Consider the following 18,280-nt stretch of genomic DNA (forward strand, 5'->3'; position numbering starts at 1 on the left):
ACTTCCAGGGCGCGCCCTTCCAGAACCGGGGAGGTTACGGTTTGCCTAGTGAAGTTGTGCGGTCCTGCCTTACCTCATCGCGTTGCAGGCGCATCAGCGATGCGCGGAGGGATAGGCAGCGGCAGAGGTGATGCTTCCGCGCCCAAGGCGGTGGACATCCATGGCTGAATGTCTGCAGCGCTTGGGAGCGCCCGACAAGGCCAGCGGCGACAGGCCTGTCCGCGATAAGGGCTTTTGGCTCTGATCGCTCCATAGCTTCAAAACGCTGCGATAGCGGCGTCGCAATGCGTCGTCAGGGGCCTTCCAGCTGCAATACCGGACATCGACCTTTACGCTCGAGCGAGGCTTGAGCGCAACGCGGACCGCATTTCTCTACCAAAAGGTGATAGTTGTCGCCGTCAAGCTGAAAGGGACGCTAACATCGAGGCGTCTCCCCGGACATCTCCAAAGTCACCTTCGCCCAACTTTTCACCCCATTGATACAGAGCAGTCCGTTAGTGCCAGCCAAGCAACGCATCGTAGGCATTGATGTCTGTCGCTCAATGGCCATCATTGCCGCCACAAGCAGTCATGCTTTCGTGGCTTCTGGAGCGTTCAGGTACGACCCGTCAGTCGCAATGATGTGGTTTCAAATCGCCACCCACCTAGCCACGCCTGTATTCATTGGACTGTTTGGCTCTATGTTGTACATCGCCTATCGCCCCAAGTTTATATATGGGCGAGATTTGGAAGGTATCCAACAACTTCTTTCCAGATCAGCACAATGCTATTTTTTGTATCTGATTTGCATCTTGACTTGGGTCATGAATGGTACATTCTCTGCGACTTATGGACTGAGATGCGCACTTTTAATCGGCGTGACGCCCTTTGTTGACATACTGAAATTCTATACGGTCATGCTGTTCGTGGCCCCTATCATCATCAGCGTCTCAACCCGTTTCAAACGCGGCCTCGCCATCCTGCTCGCTTTGGCGATGGCGCCCCATCTCGCCTATCCATTGTGGCCGCCTCTCGAGCCGCTTCCGATAGTTTTCGGTCACGATTACCTCAGTCTTCCCGCATCATTCCTTTATGGCGGCAATTCAGGCGCGGGAGGCCCCTCGTTGCTTCATGGTCTCATCCTGGTCGTCTACGGCATGTGGCTTGGAAAAATTGCAGAAGGGCTGATCAACGGAGACAAACATTTCAGACGTCTCGCAAGACGGACATTGCTCGGCGCGACGATATTGAGCGGATTGGTCTCGGCGGCTCTCTGGGACTGGAGCGATGCTTTCGGCACGCTGAACGCGCTCGCAGACATGTCGCTTCGCAACATAAACCATCCTCTTTACTACGCGCTCGGCGTCTTCGGTTTGACCTCGGCCTGTTGGGCAGCCTTGGAGTTTTACGACCTGCGGGAGCAAAAGATTGGCCGCCAGTTGAACTTCATTGGATCTACGAGTCTTTTTACTTTTTCCTTCGGAAACATCGCCCTCATTGTCGCGCCTGAAATTAAGACTGGACTATTTGGCTCGATTGCATACGGCATCGTGTTGCTTTGTGTGGTTATCGCGTTGAGCTGGATGTTCCGATTTATGCTTGACGACGGGCTTGCGCAGAATATCGCCAAGCAGCGCACCTTCTCCGCAATATTCCAGTATGTGCAATCCAATATTATTAAGAGTATAAAGGTCGCAACTCGTCATCCATCAATCATATACGATCGCTTTCTCCGGTTTGTATTTTGATATCAATGCATCAGCTTCATAAGAATGGCGGATGAGCACAGCTCGTCTAGGCCCGACTTATTGATCGCGCATGATCTCGCAACTGCGCCCCGGCGTCAGCCAGGCTTCCATGATCCGACTTGTCGCAAATTTTGCTTTGCCAACCCGGGACAGTCAGGCGAGCCTGCTTTCGCCAGACAGACTGAGGCACGCCTGTTAGAAACCTCGATACGAGATGGCTTGAGAGTCCGATGACAGCTGTGTCCACCCCCCAAAGTTTCGGCGATCGACGCCTGGAACAGTTTGGTTGGTCGATGTTCGACTGGGCGCAACAGCCTTACTTCACCCTCGTCGCCGCGTTCATCTTCAAGCCGTACTTCGCCTCAGGATTTGTCGGCGATACGGTTAGGGGCCAGGCGCTGATCGGGCTGGCGGGCGGCGTGGCGGCGCTTCTGATCGCGCTTCTCAGCCCCTTCGTCGGCTCCAGGATCGATCGAGGCTCAGATGCGAAACGCTGGGTGCTCGCCGCCTCCCTTCCCTTCATGTTGGCCTGCGCGGGGTTGTGGTTCGCCGCGCCCGGCCATCTCGAGCGTCTTCCCCTGATCATGGGCTGTCTGATCGTTGCGGCGGTTTCGGCGGAAGTGACCGTCACCGCCAATAACGCCATGCTGCCCCACATCGCTCACCCGGGGCGTCTCGGAAGACTGTCGGGCTCAGCCGTGGCTCTGGGGTATCTCGGAGGACTGCTGAGCCTCGCCGTATTCTATATCGGCTTCAACGTGATGGACCCGCCTCTTCTTGGGCTGGACCCGATCGCCCGCGAACCCGACCGGATCGTGGGTCCGTTCGTGGCGGGCTGGTACGCCCTTTTCCTCATCCCGTTCGTCCTCTGGACGCGCGACCCGAAGCCCCAGTCCGCGGCCGGGAGCCGGATATCGCTCGTTTCAGCTTTGCGCGATATGCCGGCGAAGACCCGCCGCTTCCTCCTTGGCCGGATGCTGGTCGCCGATGGGCTTACGGCCGCCGCTGTCTTCGGAGGCGTCCTCGCTGCGGGATTGTTCGATTGGGGCGTCGCCGAACTCGGAACCTACGGGGGACTGATCATCATCACATCCGGACTGGCGGCATGGGCTTCGGGTGCCGTCGAACCTCGCCATGCCCCGAGAACGGTCGTTCTGCTCTCGGTCGTCGTGCTCGCCGCGGCCGTGCTGGGGGCGGCCATGATCACGGCGGATCGGGTAATGCTGATTCCGGTCCCGCCGCCGACGGCCGGCGACGGGTTCCTGGCGTCGCCGTCGGAACGGATATTCATGGTGCTGGGCCTTGTCATCGGCGCCGCCGCCGGCCCGATGCAAGCGTCCATGAGGGCTTGGATGGCCAGGCTCACGCCGCCAGGGTTCGAAGGCCGGTGGTTCGGGCTATTCGCCTTTTCCAACAAGGCGACGGCCTTCCTGGCCCCGCTCCTCATCGCCGGATTAACGATCGTCACCCAGAGCCAGCGTATCGCCATGCCCGTCATCGTGCTGTTTCTGGCCGCTGGCTACATCTGCCTGAGGCGCGTGCCGGCGGACCTTGGACCTCAACCCTAGCGGTAGAGGCTCAATCGCAGCCCGATGAGACGTTTGGCTCCCCGCGTGTAGGTTGGAAGTCCGAAGTCCTGCCCTCCGTTGCCGGCGTCGGTGAGATACTCTTCGTCTAAACCATTGCGTATGAACACCCCTGCCCCCCAGGCGCCGCTCGCGGGCCGGTAATCGAGGGCGGCATCCAGCAGCCCATAGGCCGCCTGCCGCGGCATGAAGTCGATGGGCGCGACGAAGGCACCGGTCGCGAGCGCAGGCTTGCCGTTGTCGTCGGTGAAATAAAGGGCTGATCGCCAGGCGTAGGTCGGCGTGAAGCGAAGCGATCCCTCGGGCAGGATCCACTCGAAGGTCATCCCGACCGTCAGCTTCGCGTCCGAGTTAAGGGCGAGACGGTTGCCGGAATACAGGCCGTCTCGGAAACGCGCGTGTGACAGCTCAAGGACGCCGAACGCCTCCAGTCCCCCCGGTCCCCGCCACCTCAGATCGGCTTCAAGTCCGGTGGACGACGCACGCCCGGCGTCACTGGCGACGAACATGGCGCCCTGCTGAACGATGGTCTGGAAGTGACGGTAGTCGTATCGATACACGGCCGCGCCGCCCTTGAGCCCGAGCCTCGGCCAGACAGCCTTGGCGCCCGCCTCGAACGAGTCGATGGTCTCCGCCGCAACGGTGTTGAAGACGATGGCGCCCTCCGGCCGCGACGGCGTGTCAGGCGAAAGCAGCTCCGGACGCCGGCCGCGCGCATAACTCAGATAGATCGATGCGGTTTCCGATACGCCGTAGCGCGCGGCGAGCCGCCAGGCCGCTCCCTCGTCCGTCAGGCCGGCGAACTGCGTCTCTCCCCCCGGCGTCGGCTGGGCGCGCAGACCGAACCGCGGAACAGGATAGGTCGGGGAGCGGGGAAGCGTCGCCGCACCGGGAGACGCCAGGGCCGCGAACAAGGCCTGACGCTGAGCGGCCGGTTGCCCCAAGGCGCCCAGGAAGCCGGCGAGGACCGAGCGCCCCTCGACATCCGAGGCGAGACCCACGGTCCGATCAAGCCACCCGTATCGGAGGCCTGCGGTCAGTTGCAGACGATCGACGGGCGTCCAGGCGAGGTCCGCATAGAGATCCGCACCCGTCGATCCCGAGGCGTCGCGGTAGCCCTCGCGGTGATCGCCGCGAAGGTTTGATGCGATGGAAAGCGATTGAACCTGGCTCAGCGCGGCGCCGCGCGCCGCCGCCAGCCCACGCAGTTGGGCGGCGACGGCGTTCGGGGATGTGTAGGCCTCATAGGACGCCAACGAGGGATTGCGGCGGTCCAGGCGTCCGGTGAGAAGGGCGAGCACCAGACGCTCGTCCACCTGGAGCGGGATGCGCTGCGCCCCAGTCTCGCGGACAAGGCTCGCTCCCGTGACGAGACTGACGCGGTCCGACGGCTCGAAGTTGAGCCGGAACTCTTGCGTCGTCTGTCGCCCGAAGGAATCGTCGCCAACAGTCAGGAGCGGCAATACGACGCCGTCATAATCGAACCGTTCGTCGCTCTCGAAGCGTCGAACCGATGTGGTGGAGGTCAGGGACAGTTGCGAACTCGCCGCCCATCGTGTGAGCCACAACAGGCTTGCGATTCGACGGTCCAGACCCAGGCCGCGATCCCCTTCAAATCCGACGCCCGCCGCGAGGGCGGCTCCGCTGTAGACCGAACGATCGCCAAGCGTCGCGCCGGATTCGGTGGAGGGGAGGAACGTCGCCGACTTGAAGCCCTGGCCCGAACTGGTGTCTCTTTCGGCGTTCAGGATCAGATGGCTCGTGATCGTCGCGTGAGGTCTGAACGACAAGGTCAGCCGTCCGGCCTCGACCCGCGTGTCGCCGTAGCGGCCGCCGTCGATGAGGTTTGGCGTAGAACCACCTTCCTCCCTCAAGCGCCCCGCAATCCGCACGGCGAGGGTGTCGCTGATCGGCGCGTTCACGACAGCCTCCAACAGACGATGACGTCCGCCATCCCACTCCGCAGTCCCCTGAAAACTGTCGACGGGTGCGGCCTTGTTCTGAACGATGTTGATCGCCCCCGTCAGAGCGCTTCGGCCGAACAGGGTCGTCTGCGGCCCGCGAACCACTTCGACACGCTCCAGGTCGAAGAGTTCGACAAAGGCGCCCCGCGCCTTGGCCATCGGCGCCCCATCTTGAAACACCGAGACACGCGGCTCCTGGTAAGACGATCCGTCTCCGCTGGAGATCCCCCGCAAGACGAGCGTGGAGTCCGCAGCCGATTTCGATTGCACAGTCAGGCCGGGGATCAGCGGAGCCAGGTCGGCGAAATTCTGGATACGGCGCTCTGAAAGCGCGGCTCCGCCCGTCACGCTGACCGCGACGGGCACCCTGAACCCCGCCTCGGGACGACGTTGAGCCGTGACCACGACGTCGTCGACCTGGGCCTCGACGGCTGCGCCTTGAGTAGTGGCCTGCGCGCGAGCGACGCTCGCCTGCCCGAACGTGACCGCGCCGGCGGCGCCGATCGCGTAAAACGTCATCTTCCAGGGAAACATGGAAATTCTCGAAATAGTGACTTCGGCCCGGGGCTTGCACTAATCAGGCCGAACGCTGTTGGCTATGGCGTCAGCACCGGTCGCCTCAAGGACTTACGGAATGCCGCCCAAATCGCCACAGTGGCGCGCAGGTGCGCCCATCGACCACCCGCGCCCGCGTTTCGCGGGCGCCCTTCCGTTGGGCCCGGTCTGGTGCGCGGGAGACATCGTTCGGCTGTTCGAGATCCAGGTGAAAGCGCAACCGAACGCCGTCGCGGTCTTCGACGGTCAGGTCGCACTGACCTATCGCGGTCTTCGAGACGCGGCGGCCGCGCTCGCCGCCACGCTCGCTGCGGCCCCTTACGATCCCCGGCCTGTCGCGGCGGTGATGTCGGGCACGGTTCACTATGCGGTGGCGCTCCTGGCCGCGATCGGAGCGGGCCGCCCCCTGGTCCCGGTGGATATGAGCCATCCTCTGGAACGACGCCGCGCCATTCTGCAGGAGGCGCAGCCGTCGACCCTTCTGATCAATCCCGAGATGCCGGTCGAGGCGGAGCTGGCGCAGGGACACCGTTCGATCGCCGTCTCGACGCAAGGCGCGGACGACGCCCCTTGGCCCGAAGTAAGTGGCGATCCCATCATCGGCATCGCCTTCACCTCGGGCAGCATGGGACGGCCGAAGGGCCTCGCTTACCGACAAAGCGCCATCCTTGCGATGGTCGCTGAACATGTGACGGCGCTCGGCATCGGACCGGACGACGTCATTCTCTCCCTGGCTTCGCTCGGCGCCGGCGGCAACCAAGACATTCTCTCCGCAATCCTGGTCGGGGCGCGTGTCCGACTGCTCGACCTGAAGACGGTCGGAATAGGCGAGACGCTGCGTGTGATGGGCGAAGAGGGAACGACGCTGCTGTCGATGATCCCGCTCGTCCTTCGGACGCTGATGTCCCAGCCCAATGCCGTCTGGGCGTTCGCGAAGACCCGCGCCGTATCGACAGGCGGCGATCGGCTTTTCGGCAAGGACGTCGACCTTTTTCGCGCGGTGCTGCCGCCCGACGCGCTCATCCGAACCACCCAAGGCGCGACCGAGACCGGCGTGGTGTTCCAGTGGGTCATTCCGAGACAAAGGTTGTTCGAACCCGACGCCGCCGTCCCATCGGGTTACGTCGGCCCTTCGCATGCCGTCGCGCTGTCCGCATCTGACCATGGCGGGGACGTCGAAGACGGCCAGCCGGGCGAGCTGATGGTGAGCGGCGCCACTCTGGCGGCGGGGGCTTGGCAGGGCGGGCGTCTAACGCCAGGCCCATTCGTGTCCGAGCGCGAGCCCGATCGTCGCCGGGTTTATGACAGCGGCGACCTCATGCGGCGCGGGGCCGATGGTCTTTTCGAATTCGTCGGTCGGCGCGACCGCCAGATCAAGATGCGCGGATTGAGGGGCGATCCGGGCGAGGTCGAGGCGGCGTTGCGACGAATGCCGGACGTGAAGGATGTCGCCGTCATTCCCCGCTACCATGGTTCCGAGGCGGTTTTCATCGCCTATGTCGTTCCGATCGATCTCCATGCTCCCCCACGGGCGGCGGAGCTGCGGCACAGTCTGACGACCGAGGTGCCGGCGCATATGCTGCCGTCCGAGATCCGTTACCTGCCCGACCTGCCGCGGCTGCCGAATTACAAGACGAACTTCACGGCCCTTCACGCCCTCGACAGCGCCTCCCAACCTGCGATCCCGATATCGCCGGATCTGCCGTCGTCTGGACCGGGCGACCCCTCTATCGAAGACGCGGTCCGCCGCGCCTGGACCGACATTCTGGGCTCCCAGGCGAGCGACACGGCGTTCGATCAAGCCGGCGGCGATTCGCTGAAGTTGCTCCAACTCTCGCTGCACCTGGAACAGAGCCTCGGCTGTCACCTCCCCCTGGATCTGTTCGATCTCGAGATCTCTCCGGCTATCCTGGGTCGCCGACTGACGGACTTCCGATCAAGTCGCCAGCGCCACGCGGTTGAGGACCTGCCGCTGGTGGTCCTCTGCCCCGGAATGGGCGGCGATGAGCCTCGGCTGGCGGCCTTCAGACGCGCGCTGCGTGAAAGGGTGCGGTTCCTGGTGATCGAATATCCTGGTCTGGAGACGCCCACGAGACGTCTCGGTCGGCTGGATGCGCTTGTCGATGACGCCCTGGCTCAGGTTGCGCGCGCAACGCCGGACACCCGATATCACCTGGCCGGCTACTCCGCCGGCGGTGTGGTGGCGTTCGAAATGGCCCGCCGACTGCGCGCCGTCACGAATGCGGCGCCGGATCTCAGCCTCATCGACCTGGCCGCTGTTCGGTCGAGGACGCCGACCTCAGGCTACAGGGGCATGACCCTCGCGGAAGTCCTGTCTCCATTACTGCGGGGGCGCACCGGGGGTTTCGGATCGCGAGCGGTTAATTGGGCCTTCTTCCGCCTCCTGGATTTGCGGGCTTACGCCCTCTTAAGGCTTCTGATTCTCGCCAAGGGCCGGGCGTTCGGCGCGCACAGCGTGACCTTCGTCAGGAAGGTGCTGCTCGAATACATGAGGGGTCCCGCGATCCTCGGATGGCGGCCATCTCGCTACGACGCGCCCATTACCCTTTATCGGGCGGCGATCCAGCGTGAGCCCGACGCCGCGCCGGACCTGGGTTGGACCCATTTCTGCGCGGCTCTCACGGTCGTCGACTGTCCAGGCGATCATCTGTCGATGCTTTCGTCTCCAAACGTCGAGGTGGCGGCGGAGCTGTTCGGTCAGTCGATCTCCCGCGCGCAAGCCGATCTCGACAGGACGCAAACCGCCACGGCCAGCGCTTGAAGACGGCGGTGCGATCCGGATCGACGTTCAACAGCGCGGCAGCCTGGTCGACGGGATCAGCGGCGACGGGCCAACTGATCCGTTTCGGCCTGTTTGTCGCCTTGTCGCGACTGGTGAGCCCGACGGAGTTCGGCCTGGTCGCCCTGGCGGCGATCCTGATTGAACTGGTCGGAAGCGTCTCGGACGGCGGCGTCAGCGAAGCCGCAATCCGGCATCCGACCTTGACGCAGAGAGAAGCCAGCACGGGGTTCTGGATGATCCTCGGTTTCGGGTCTGTCGCTGCGATCCTTTGCGTCGGCCTCGCTCCAGTGGCGGCGCTCGTGTTCAAGACGCCGTCGGTGGCGCCGGTCATCGTGTTGATGGCCAGCACCCTGCTGATCTCGCCTCTGGGGTCGATCCACATCGCGCGGGTCACGCGCGAACTGGGCTTCCGCAAGCTGGCGATCTGGAACCTTGCTGCAAACGTCATCGCCGGCCTTGTCGGCATTGCGCTCGCCCTGAAGGGATTCGGCGTCTGGGCGCTGGCGGCGCGCAGTGTCGTTTCCACAGCCGGCCTGGTCCTGTTGGCATGGCGGGGATCGCCGTGGCGCCCCAGCGTCGTGATTGACCGGGCGGCGGCGCGGGCCTTCCTCGGCCTGGGGTCTCAACTGTTGGGGGCGAGGGTGGTCGGCCAGATCAACGCCCGTGGGGTGGAACTCATCGCCGGCCTTCTGATTGCGCCCGCCGCGGTCGGTTTCCTTCGCGTGGGCGCCCAGTGCCTGAACCTGCTGACCCAGCTCACGATCGCGCCCCTGACCCAGATCAGCATGCCGCTCCTGGCGCGCGCGCAAGGGGAGCCGTCGCTTTATGAAGACGCGGTCGCGAAGGTGGCCCGACTTTCGGCGATCGTCATCTATCCGGTCTTCTTCGGGGCGATGGCGGTTTCCAGCCTCGCCTTCCCGATCGTGTTCGGCGCCCATTGGTCGCTTTCGGGCCTCGTCATGCCGATCCTCTGTGCGCTCGCGATTCCGCTGCAGGCCAACCTTCTGATCAATGCCGTCTTGGTGGCCAAGGGCCAGGGACGCCTCATTCTGAAATGGACCATTCTCCAGGCCTGCATAGGGCTGCCGCTTGCGCTGATCGGCGGCGTCTTCGGCCTGTTCCCCCTCGTCGGTCTGACCGTGCTTCGCAGCTACGTCATGTTGCCGATTGGGATGAACTGGCTGAAGCGACAGGCGGCCACGCCGGTGACGAGTCTGATTGCGCCAAGTCTGAAACCATTCGTGGCGGCGCTGGCGATGGCCGGTCTGGTCATGGGCTTGAAGGGCGTTGTGGCCGTATGGCTGGAACCACGGCTGGCTCTGGCTGTGCTGGTCGTCTCTGGCGTGGCGATCTTCGCCGTGCTGTCCCTCATTCTCGACCCTACGTTGAGGCAGGGCCTAAGATCGGCGTGGCGGACACGGACCTCCGGCTCGCCCTGACCTCGACAGCCCCATGAGCCGCCGCTTGCTGTGAAGCATAGAGAGTATCCAGGAACCACTTGTCGCCTCGGACGCCGGGCCTAACGGTCGTCGCCGCCCATCAGCTTTTCGTCGCGGCAGCCTTAGACCGGAAGGTCCTCTTCGAAAGATTGAGCCGCAATCGTTCCGGCTATGCTATTGTGCATTGCAACAGCGGCGTACGCCGATCTCTGGACTTGAGGCGGCATGGGACCGTGTAGACCGCAAGAGGACGAAGCCTGATGCGCGCGACCGAACGCCGATGGAAACCCGAAACCGTGCGGCCCGAAAAGCGGTGGCGGCGCTGATGGCGGAAACGCCGCCGCCGTTCGCCTCCGAGGAGGACCGGGTTTTCTACGCTGAAGTCGGAACGACCATTCGCCGACGGCGGTTGGAGATCGGGTTGACGCTGGACGAGGTGTCGACCGCGGTCGGCGTAAGCAAACCGATGATGCATAAATATGAGATGGGCTGGAAACTCTCGGCGGACAGTTTGGTGAAGATCGCATTGGCGCTGGACATCATGCCGTCGGAGCTGCTCGGCACGCCTGATCCTTATGAGCAACCTGAGCTGCGTCGACTGCTTTCAGCCTGGGGTCGCCTACCCACGGCCGCCTCACGTGCAGCCATCATCGCCCTTGTCGATGACCTTTCAATCGATAGATCTTGATCTCTAGATCGCGGCTCGCGGCTGTCGAACCTTCTGGCGTGAAACTCACATCAGGTCTGGCGAGACATGAACGCTGTTCCAGAGGCCCACGCCTCGCCAGGGACCGCCGTGGCGCATCACCTCGCCAGAACGCCGGTAGCGCGCGGGCGTTCCATAGGCGTTTCCGCCTAGATTGAGGCGATGGGTTGTGACGTGTGCGGCCGGGACGGCTGTCTCTCTTCGGGACACTCAAAATCCTGGTCTGTCCCGTACTGGGGCACCCTGGCTTTTCTCGACCGTTAACCACCCTGCTCCGAGACGCCGGGCGACAAGGCGTTATGGTCGGCTTGCCGATGCGGGTTCGCGTCTTCCTCCCCTCACCGGCCGGGCGGTCCGTGCGGAACAGCAGCCTGCGGACCGCCCAACCGAGGCCGTGGCTTTCGCCCGGTCCGGTCCGCCCTTATGCAACTTCTGTGACAGTCGCAATAACGCCGCCCCCGGTCGCTACACCCGCGACTGGATCGCCATCGCAAACGGTCGCAGCCTGGGACCGGAACGCCTTGATGCGTTTTCCGCGGCGGCGACGATCGGTCTTTGCGATCTGTCCGAGCGGTAGGTAGGGGCGACGTCGCGCCTGCTGACGAAACCCTTCGACCCAGGTCGGCGCCAGGGCCGCCACGACACCCAGACCATCGGCGGCGAGGTCCCCCACCGACAGGCTTCGGCCTATCGCGCCCTGAATGAGTTCGATGACAACCCCCAAGCCCAGGATCGCAAGCGCCAGATCTGTCCGACGCGTCCGCGGCGCAGTGCTGAAGGCAAGCAGCGTAATGCAGTAGAAGGCGATGACATGGGCCGCCTTATCGCTGAGCCCGGCCCGACTTTCCGCCCCCTGGAACGGGCCAAGCGTGACGATCAGGAGACCAGCCACCGCGATCGCGGTGACGATGCGCATAGCGATGACGGCGCGGTGGGGAGTGACCAAGATGACGACCTTTGATTGAAAGGTCAGCCTAGGATCGGCGCGCAAACGGCTCGTGAAGCAACGTCATGAACAGATCTCAAGACTTGTGACCGCGGTCCTGCGCGCGCGACCTCAGTTCCGATTGCGTCGACGATAGCTTCGACTTCTTCGTCGGAACCGCCGAACCATGGCCGACGGCGCCGGAAGCCCCAAACGCCGCTCAACCGACGGCCAGATGAGCCAGATCGCGACGCATGCGCAAAAGAACAAGGCCAGCGCTATCACGTCACACTCCGGGACAAGTCAGTCTTTCTGCCGATGCAATAGGGCGACGCTGCGGCGCAGTCGACGGCGCCCCTCCAAGCAGGCTGCAACATCGGGGATATCACGGACTTTCTCATTAACCGCGACTCATTTACCGTCTGCCTACCACGCAAAAAATTGCGGGAGGAAACACCATGACGGATCGTGGATTTGAACCCATCCTGACCGCGTGCAGAAACCTCGCATTCCGAAAGCCTTGGGTCCTGTTGGCCGCCGGGGCGTCGGCCGCCTTTCTCTGGACAGGCATTGTGCTGCTGGCGCTCTTGCTTGTGCGACTTTGAGGTCATGGCGCAGGAACAGCGCCTACGCGATATCCGTGCAGGATCATCTCCAGCGAAACACCGCGCGGCAGGGGAGTCCAGGCTCCAGCCCAGTCGGGGTGCAGGCCGTTCGCCACCCAGAGGTCGAAATAGGGTTTCTGCGGCGTCGACGGAAATCCGAGAGGTGTATCCGCCGGGGTGACATCCGCCGCCAGATAGCCGTTGACGAAAAATCTCACGCGCTCGCCGGCTTCGTAAGCGATGCCTAGCCGCAGACGCCGGCCAGAGAGGTCGCCTCGAAGCACGGTCTGGGACCAGACCGCAGTGTGGCGTCCCCCCACTGAAGACCACAGGGTCAGTTGCAGTCCAGACAGACCGACGACCTCGAAATCGATTTCGTCGTTCGTTTTGGCGTTGAACGTCCACAGGGGGGCGGCGACGAGTCCCTCTCGCATGTTCGGCAGCGTGACATCCACCTCCCAGAGGGCGTTCAGCCTTGAGGCCTGTGCTCCGGCCTGAACCTGACCGGAGGCGCGTTCGCTCACGGAGAGCACCAATTCACCCTCGCGGATCACGGCGTGATCCGCACGCCAGGCGTATCCTCCAAGCTTCGGTTCCGACCATTCCGATGGAGCAAAGGCGGCGTTCCAGTCCCACAGCCGGAGGCGATGCTCCGAAAAGTCAGGAAGGGGATCAAGAGCCGGCGGGGCCTGAGCGGTTGAAGCCGCCAACGCCCCTGCAAGAACCGAGGCTGCGATGAGAGCCGACGCCATGAGCCGCAAATTGTCCTCTAAGTCGCTTGGCCTAATATGAACCGCGAGACTGGAGCACGGCGGGGATGGTGGCGGCAATGATCATCACATTCTTGGCCACGCTTCGACGTCGCGCGTAGAGCACGTCGCACGCCACCCGACGTCTATAGGAGACGTCGTTACGCCCACTGACCTGCCACACGCCGGTGATCCCCGGCCTTACACTGAAATAGTGCTGGAGGTAGAGGCCGTAACGGGCGGCTTCAGCCTGGACGATGGGACGGGGCCCGACGAGACTCATGTCGCCGGCCAGGACGTTGAACAGTTGAGGCAACTCATCAAGGCTCGTCTTGCGAAGGAATCGACCGAGGGGCGTGATGCGCGGATCGTTTCGGAGCTTATGGTCCGCTTCCCATTCCAGACGCGCTTGCGCGTCAGTCGCCAACAACGCCTCGAGACGTTCCTGAGCCCGTGGCACCATGGACCTGAACTTCAGGCATTCGAACGTCCGCCCCGAACGACCGAGGCGGGTTTGTCGATAGATCGGCGGCGCCCCGTCCTGAGCGAAGACCACAATCGCCAGCACGATCAGCAACGGCGCCAGGAACAACAGCCCCAGCGTTCCCGCGACGATGTCGATCACACGCATGCCGTCGATCCGGGGACGTTCCGTAAAGCCGATCGCGTCGCCGCGCATCCGGGTGTTCTCGGTAATCTCGGCAGAGGCCACGCGGATGCTCCATCCAGCGCCCGAAGGTCGCTGTCACCTGTAGTTCAATGCCCCGGATGTCGACACATCCCTTCGCATTGCACTGCAACATAGTAAAGGGAAATTTACCAAACCGACTGTGGCGCCTCGGCGCCATCCCAACGCGGGATTACGTCGAATCTTGGCAAGCCTCTTGCTTAGGGACGGCGTGTTGCCGCAAAAGTAAAAAAAGAATGAACACGATGGTCGATATTGATACAAGCGTCCTTCGCCCCCGATCGTCGAAGGGACGGCGCTCGGGCAGACGCGGACCTGTGGCCACCCCGCGGATGTTCGACCTCCTGATCGCCGGATCAGCGCTCCTCTTCCTCCTGCCGCTGTTTTGCCTTGTCGCCGCCGCGATCCGACTTTCGGATCGTGGTCCTGCCTTCTTTTCACATCAGCGCCTCGGCAAGGGCGGGCGCCCCTTCGGTTGCCTCAAGTTCCGCACGATGGTGGTGGACGCCGATATTCGCCTTGCGGCGCTGTTGCAGTCGGATCTCGCCGCCCGCGCGGAGTGGGAAGCGACGCAAAAGCTCTCCAACGATCCGCGCGTCACGCGGTTGGGACGGTTCCTGCGCGCCAGCAGTCTGGACGAGCTGCCCCAGCTCATCAATGTCTTGCGGGGTGAGATGAATCTGGTCGGACCTCGCCCCATCGTGGCGGCGGAGCGCCCCTTCTACGGACGCCGGTTCGACGCCTACGCGCGCGTGAAACCGGGCATCTCCGGACTGTGGCAAATCAGCGGCCGCAGCGACACGACCTATCGCCGCCGCGTGGCCTGCGACGTTCTCTACGTCCGCCGTCGCGGACTCGTCACGGATCTGACCGTGCTCGTGCTGACGATCCCCGCCGTCCTGGCGGCGCGCGGCGCGCGCTGACGCAAAGCCCCGCAAAGGCGGCTCCGCGCCGTCTCCCGACCCAAAGGGACATTTCGACATGACCGAGACGGCAGCAGGACCTTTGGTGGACGTCTGCATCTGCACCTATCGCCGAAACAGTCTCGCCTCGACCCTCGCTTCGATCGACGCTCAGGCCGGTCTGACGGACGACAGCGTGCGGATTCTTGTCGCCGACAATGATGTCGCGCCTACCGCACGGGCCCTCGTCGAGGCCGACAAGGGACGCTGGCCCAGGCTCTATATTCACGCCCCGGCCCAGAACATCTCGATTGCCCGAAACGCCCTGTTGGACGCGAGTTCGGCGACCTATGTGGCCTGGATCGATGATGACGAGATCGCCGATCCAACCTGGCTGTCCGCCCTGCTCGCCACGATCGGCGACCATGCCGCCGCTTTCGGACCCGTAAGGGCTATTTATCCCGACAATGCGCCGGATTGGATCCGGGCGGCTGACCTTCACGCGACACGCCCTGTCATCACGCCTCGCGGCGTCATCACAGGTTACACGTCCAACGCCCTGGTCCGTCGCGACGCCGTAGGCGATCAGCGCTTCCTCGAGGAGTTGGGGCGGTCCGGAGGGGAAGACACCGAGTTCTTTTCCAGGCTTTACGACGCCGGCCGACGCTTTGTCGCCGCGCCCGAGGCCCTGGTGTCCGAACCCACAGCGCAGGATCGCCTGACGCTGAAATGGCTCGAGCAACGCGCCTTTCGAGCGGGCCAGACCCATGCGAGATCCTATCTCGCCGCTGGCCGTCGGGCGCGGGGAATTTTGGAGGCGGGCGCCAAGGCTCTGGCCTGTCTTGCGCTCAGCCTCGCCCGAGCGGGCGACGGCGTCGCCCGCAGACGCCTTCAGGTCCGAGGCGCGTTGCATCGCGGCGTGGTGGCCCGTCTCCTTGGCGCCCGAGATGTCCGTCTCTATTAAGTACGCGAGTACTGAAACCACCGTTCATCGGTGACCGCCCTCGCCCTGATTTGAAATCCTCCTGGTTCTGATGGCCGCCAGGCCTGTGATCGCCGCTCGCGAAAGACGCTGCTACCATGAAGACTGTCGTTGCGCCGACGCCGCAAGCAGGGCTCAGACCACCATCCGGCAAAAAAGCGATGCCGCCTGTCGCTCGCGACATTGCTCTGGTCTGGATGATCTGCGGTCTGTTCCTGAATGTGATCGGCCCGATCGCACCCCTGATGGTGATGACGGGAGCAGCGGCCCTGCTGCTACTGAGCCTCGAGAGACTGCCCGAACTCTTCAAGGGCTGGCCTCTCCTTCTGTTAGCCGTGCTTGCTCCCGTGTCTGCTTCTTGGTCTGATGAGCCAGCTGTAAGCTTCCGGTACGGACTGCAGTGGACCATCACGGTCGTCTCGATGATGATCGCGGTCATCTCGACCGGCCAAGTCCGCTATGTACGCGGCCTGTTCATCGCTACGGCGATCATTCTGGTTCTTTGCATTCTTTCGGGACGTCAGGGGATGTCGCAGGGCGGACCCGTGCTGATCGGCGTTCTTGGCTCGAAGAACGCCATGGGCCAGCTGTGCATGCTGGTCATCTGTTCGTCTGCAACCCTCATGCTGAGCTCCAACCAGCCCGTCATCTTGCGTAGGGCTGCGATCGTAACAGGCCTTGTCGGAACACTCTTTTTGCTTCGCACCTTCGCCACCGGAGCTGTCATCTCCACGATTCTGTTCGCAGGCGTCTTCGCTTTGCTCGCATTTGCCTCGAGGCTGACCGCGGGTGCAAAAGTCCTGTTGGTCGGCGTCCTCATCGTCGCCATGGCGCCCCTTGCTTTTATTTACCAAGACATCATCCAAACTTATGAATGGTTCCTAGTCGAAGTTTTGAACAAAGACGTCGGGCTGACAGGACGAGCCTATCTTTGGCATCACGCAGATGCACTCATCGCCACCAAGCCCATCCTCGGTCATGGATTTCGCGCTATATGGCTCGGGCATAGTAGTGAGACGATCGGCCTTTTGCGGTGGGCAGATCTTGATACCGGTATCGGATTCAATTTCCACAATACCTTCAGGGAAGTTCTAGTGGACTTCGGCATCGTTGGCGCGGCCTTGATATTCATACCCCTAGGAGTAGGCCTTGCTCGTCTTGTCTTCAAGTTGACGGAATCAAAGTTCGACATTTCACTGTGTTTTATAGCTTCAATGGCCATTGTAACTATATTCAGGTGTTTTGGCGAAACGCTGTTGGGGTCTTTTGGTGACTCCTCATTGATTGTTATCGGCGCATCAATGTTCGGGTATATCTTACCGCCGCAGCAAATCCAATCGACGAGGATCCATAGATTGTCTGTGGGGCGCTGACCCGCCTAAATCGAAACCTCCCCCGCTTACGATTATTAATAGATGCGTGGCACCACAGTCAAAAAGAGTTATGAGGAAGGATGAGTCGGCTCGTGGATGATCAAAGCTCGCTTCGACCCGATGTAATCATGGGCATTGAGAAACCGCTTCAAATCGCACTATTTTACGACGGCTTCGAGATGAAAGCTCGGGACGGATTAGTCGGAAAACTATATTCCGATAGCCGGAGAGCGCTTCGTTATCTTTACCGGTCGCTGCGCCGTCGCCAGGTCCACACCGGCTTCTACACAGCGTTCCGGGGACTCGCTGCGTCTTTGAGAGCTGAAGGCGTTCGGGTCCGCATCAATGATTTTTCGTATGCTCGCGCACACCCCGACCAGCCTATTGGTGTCGCCGGCTATCTATCGGTCCTAGAACATGTCGACCTTCCCAATCCGATGATATTCGGGCCAGGCGACTACGGGTCAGGCGAGATTGCACAAAGCCTAGCCCGTAATCCCAAGATCAAGTTTTTGACGCAACCAAGCGACTGGGCGGTTAAATACAACGAACGCTGGGTCGGAAGTAAAGGTGCCGTGTATTTCGCTGGAATAGACACAGCCGCCTGGCCCGACTTGCGCAATGATGTCAAATCTATAGACTTTCTGATATACGATAAAATCCACTGGCACCGCTCAGAACTCGAAGAAGCCGTACTCGCGAGATGTATATCCGAGCTGAATTCGAGAGGGTTGAGCTTCTGCATCCTACGTTATGGAAGCCATCATATTGATGACTTTAGAAAGGCGTTGTCAAAGTCGAAGTCAATGCTTTTTCTCTGTCAGCACGAGACACAAGGACTTGCCTATCAGGAAGCCATGTCCAGTGGAGTTCCGATACTGGCCTGGGATGAAGGAAAGCTTGTCGATCCGATCAGCTTGGCATCAGCGCCACCGGGTTTGAGCGTGTCCTCAGTCCCATACTTCGATGAGCGATGCGGGCTGACGTTTCAGCTCCCCAACTTTCCGGAAACGCTCGACAAATTCCTCTCCATGCAATCTGAGTTTGATCCGCGAAGATATGTTACAGAGAACATATCTCTGAACTGTTCGGGAAAAGCCTACCTTCGTCTCTTTAAGAAGGCTGGCCTGAAAGAAATAGGTTCCAAGACCTGACGCCAGGTGGATTGGTTTGCAACAAGCCGATGTTTGGCAAAACCGCACATTTTTACACTTGAAGATTCGACGACGTCATCAGCGTATCGAGTGGCGTTAAATTGAAGATGGCTCGCCGATGT

13 protein-coding genes are annotated in these 18,280 nt (G+C 62.1%); 9 read left to right on the top strand and 4 right to left on the bottom strand.

Features of this window, described 5'->3' with window-relative positions; translation table 11 throughout:
* Window positions 1–542: 542 nt before the first annotated feature.
* Both BVE01S_RS15715 and BVE01S_RS15720 read left to right on the top strand, forming a co-directional pair.
* The gene (locus BVE01S_RS15715) at window positions 543–1,727 is read left to right on the top strand and encodes a hypothetical protein (RefSeq protein WP_066629603.1); all 1,185 of its coding nucleotides are present in this window, start codon (window positions 543–545) and stop codon (window positions 1,725–1,727) included.
* A gap of 230 nt (window positions 1,728–1,957) precedes the next feature.
* Window positions 1,958–3,295 (top strand): MFS transporter, encoded by a 1,338-nt coding sequence (locus BVE01S_RS15720; RefSeq protein WP_084375456.1) that lies wholly within the window; start codon window positions 1,958–1,960, stop codon window positions 3,293–3,295.
* On the opposite strand, the gene BVE01S_RS15725 is transcribed toward BVE01S_RS15720, so the two are convergent.
* Window positions 3,292–5,796, bottom strand: a complete 2,505-nt coding sequence (locus tag BVE01S_RS15725) for a TonB-dependent receptor (RefSeq protein WP_066629684.1) — start codon at window positions 5,794–5,796, stop codon at window positions 3,292–3,294. The genes BVE01S_RS15720 and BVE01S_RS15725 overlap by 4 nt on opposite strands.
* Window positions 5,797–5,911: 115 nt before the next feature.
* Between BVE01S_RS15725 and BVE01S_RS15730 the strand changes: the two genes are divergently transcribed.
* The 3 genes from BVE01S_RS15730 to BVE01S_RS15740 all read left to right on the top strand — a co-directional run bounded on the left by BVE01S_RS15730 (window position 5,912) and on the right by BVE01S_RS15740 (window position 10,762).
* Window positions 5,912–8,614: an alpha/beta fold hydrolase gene (locus BVE01S_RS15730; RefSeq protein ID WP_066629610.1), complete on the top strand. Its 2,703-nt coding sequence runs from the start codon at window positions 5,912–5,914 to the stop codon at window positions 8,612–8,614.
* Complete coding sequence (locus tag BVE01S_RS15735) at window positions 8,611–10,074, top strand: lipopolysaccharide biosynthesis protein (protein WP_066629612.1); 1,464 nt, start codon at window positions 8,611–8,613, stop codon at window positions 10,072–10,074. The genes BVE01S_RS15730 and BVE01S_RS15735 overlap by 4 nt, the downstream gene beginning before the upstream one ends.
* A gap of 280 nt (window positions 10,075–10,354) precedes the next feature.
* A complete protein-coding gene (locus BVE01S_RS15740; protein ID WP_066629614.1) occupies window positions 10,355–10,762 on the top strand; it encodes a helix-turn-helix domain-containing protein in 408 nt (135 codons plus the stop codon).
* A gap of 439 nt (window positions 10,763–11,201) precedes the next feature.
* Here BVE01S_RS15740 and BVE01S_RS15745 read toward each other — a convergent pair whose 3' ends face one another.
* The 3 genes from BVE01S_RS15745 to BVE01S_RS15755 all read right to left on the bottom strand — a co-directional run bounded on the left by BVE01S_RS15745 (window position 11,202) and on the right by BVE01S_RS15755 (window position 13,771).
* A complete protein-coding gene (locus tag BVE01S_RS15745) occupies window positions 11,202–11,726 on the bottom strand; it encodes a VanZ family protein (RefSeq protein WP_157076487.1) in 525 nt (174 codons plus the stop codon).
* A gap of 586 nt (window positions 11,727–12,312) precedes the next feature.
* Complete coding sequence (locus BVE01S_RS15750; protein WP_084375460.1) at window positions 12,313–13,062, bottom strand: family 16 glycosylhydrolase; 750 nt, start codon at window positions 13,060–13,062, stop codon at window positions 12,313–12,315.
* A 31-nt stretch (window positions 13,063–13,093) separates the two neighbouring features.
* Window positions 13,094–13,771 carry a sugar transferase gene (locus tag BVE01S_RS15755; RefSeq protein ID WP_244878409.1) on the bottom strand — a complete coding sequence of 226 codons (678 nt, stop codon included), beginning with the start codon at window positions 13,769–13,771 and terminating at the stop codon, window positions 13,094–13,096.
* 308 nt (window positions 13,772–14,079) lie between these two features.
* Here BVE01S_RS15755 and BVE01S_RS15760 point away from each other — a divergent pair, with 308 nt between their 5' ends.
* The 4 genes from BVE01S_RS15760 to BVE01S_RS16935 all read left to right on the top strand — a co-directional run bounded on the left by BVE01S_RS15760 (window position 14,080) and on the right by BVE01S_RS16935 (window position 18,158).
* Window positions 14,080–14,670, top strand: a complete 591-nt coding sequence (locus BVE01S_RS15760; protein ID WP_244878410.1) for a sugar transferase — start codon at window positions 14,080–14,082, stop codon at window positions 14,668–14,670.
* A 58-nt stretch (window positions 14,671–14,728) separates the two neighbouring features.
* Window positions 14,729–15,613, top strand: a complete 885-nt coding sequence (locus BVE01S_RS15765; protein WP_066629621.1) for a glycosyltransferase family 2 protein — start codon at window positions 14,729–14,731, stop codon at window positions 15,611–15,613.
* Between the two features lie 116 nt (window positions 15,614–15,729).
* Complete coding sequence (locus BVE01S_RS15770; RefSeq protein ID WP_084375462.1) at window positions 15,730–17,004, top strand: O-antigen ligase family protein; 1,275 nt, start codon at window positions 15,730–15,732, stop codon at window positions 17,002–17,004.
* Between the two features lie 80 nt (window positions 17,005–17,084).
* The gene (locus BVE01S_RS16935; RefSeq protein WP_157076488.1) at window positions 17,085–18,158 is read left to right on the top strand and encodes a glycosyltransferase; all 1,074 of its coding nucleotides are present in this window, start codon (window positions 17,085–17,087) and stop codon (window positions 18,156–18,158) included.
* The last annotated feature ends 122 nt before the right edge of the window (window positions 18,159–18,280 follow it).

The sequence above is a fragment of the Brevundimonas vesicularis NBRC 12165 genome (genome assembly GCF_001592205.1).
GTDB lineage: Bacteria > Pseudomonadota > Alphaproteobacteria > Caulobacterales > Caulobacteraceae > Brevundimonas > Brevundimonas vesicularis.